Genomic DNA, 1,702 nt, shown 5'->3' with positions numbered 1-1,702 from the left:
CCACCTCCGCTCTCGTGCGGCCCGCGATGGGCGAACCCACGCTGATGTCGCCCTGCCCCGAGTAGCGCGACAGCAACGCCTGCCACCCCGCCAGCAACACCATGTACAGCGACGCGCCTTCCTGTTGGGCCAACCTACGCAACGCCTGTTCGAGTTCCCGTGACCAGACGAAGCGCTGCACCGCGCCCGCGTTGCCTCGCACCGCGGGACGCGGACGATCCGTGGGCAACTCGAGCACGGGCGGCGCACCCGAAAGCTTCTGCTTCCAGTGATCCACCTCTCGCCGCAGCACCTCTCCCTGCAACGTCTGTTGCTGCCACTTCGCGTAGTCCGCGTACTGCACCGGAAGCTCTGGCAACGGTGACGGACGTCCTTCGGCGAAGGCCGCGTACAGCGCGCTCACTTCACGCACCAGCACGCCCACCGACCAGCCATCCGACACGATGTGGTGCATCGTGATCGCGAGCATGTGCTCCTGTTCGCTCAACTTCACCAGGAGCGCTCGGGCCAGCGGTCCGTGCCGCAAGTCGAACGGCTTCAGGACTTCCTGTTCGACCCGATAGCTTGCTTCCTGTTGCCTCCCGGCGGTCTCCATCGACTGGAGATCCACCTCCTCCAACGGCAGTTCCGCATCCTGGTGGATGATCTGGAGTGCGTGGTCCTGCTCCTGCGCGAAGGTCGTCCGCAGCGCCTCGTGACGGCGAGAGACTTCACGCAGGACCTGCTCCAACACGTCCCTGCGCAGAGTACCGATCAGCCGTACCGCGACCGGAACGTTGTACACCGGGCTGTCCGGCTCCAGTTGGTCGATGAACCACAGCCGCTGCTGCGCGAACGATAGCGGGCGCTGCACATCCCCAGGCCCCCGGACCAAGGGCGTCATCTTCGAACGGGTGGACTCCTCCATCCGCCGCGCGAGCGCTTCCACCGTGGTGGCCTCGAAGAGCGCGCGCAGCGGCAGCTCGACGCCCAGCTCCTCGCGCACCCGAGACACCACTCGCATCGCCATCAGCGAGTGCCCTCCCAGCTCGAAGAAGCTGTCCTTCACTCCCACTCGCGGCACCCGCAGCACTTCCGCCCAGATTCCCGCCAGCGCCCCCTCCACCTTGTTTCTCGGCGCCTCGTATTCCTTCGACGCCACCGCCCCCGCCTCCACCTCCGGCAACGCCTTGCGGTCCACCTTCCCATTCGGCGTCAGCGGCATCGCCTCCAACACCTTCACCACCGGCGGCACCATGTACTCCGGCAGCTTCTCCCTCAGCCGCTCTCGCAGCGCTCCCCCCTCCACCACCTCCCCCACCTTCGCCACCACGTACCCCACCAACCTCGCCTCCGCCCCCTCTCCCCTCACCACCACCGCCGCGTCCCGCACCTCCTCCTGCTGCCTCAGCACCGCTTCGATTTCGCCCAACTCAATCCGGTACCCGCGCACCTTCACCTGCGTGTCCGCCCGGTTGACGTATTCCAGCCGCCCCTCCCCCTTCCACCTCACCCGGTCCCCCGTCCGGTACATCCGCGCCCCGGCTACTCCTCCGTGCACCTCCGGCACGAAGCGCTCCGCCGTCAGCTCCGCCCTCCCCAGGTACCCTCGCGTCACTCCCTCTCCGCCGATGTACAGCTCTCCCGGCACTCCCTCCGGCACCGGCTGTAGCGCCCCGTCCAGCACGTACACCCGCGTCCCCGCGATGGGCCTCCCGATGGA

The 1,702-nt window shown here is 67.7% G+C and carries 1 protein-coding gene; it reads right to left on the bottom strand.

Features of this window, described 5'->3' with window-relative positions; translation table 11 throughout:
• Positions 1 to 1,702, bottom strand: a 1,702-nt coding sequence (locus tag GTY96_RS37000) for a condensation domain-containing protein (protein ID WP_161667168.1), incomplete at both ends; no start/stop codon positions are given.

Origin of the sequence: Corallococcus silvisoli (assembly GCF_009909145.1) — a bacterium.
GTDB classification, from domain to species: Bacteria; Myxococcota; Myxococcia; order Myxococcales; family Myxococcaceae; genus Corallococcus; species Corallococcus silvisoli.
This window is presented reverse-complemented; position numbering and strand designations above follow the sequence as displayed.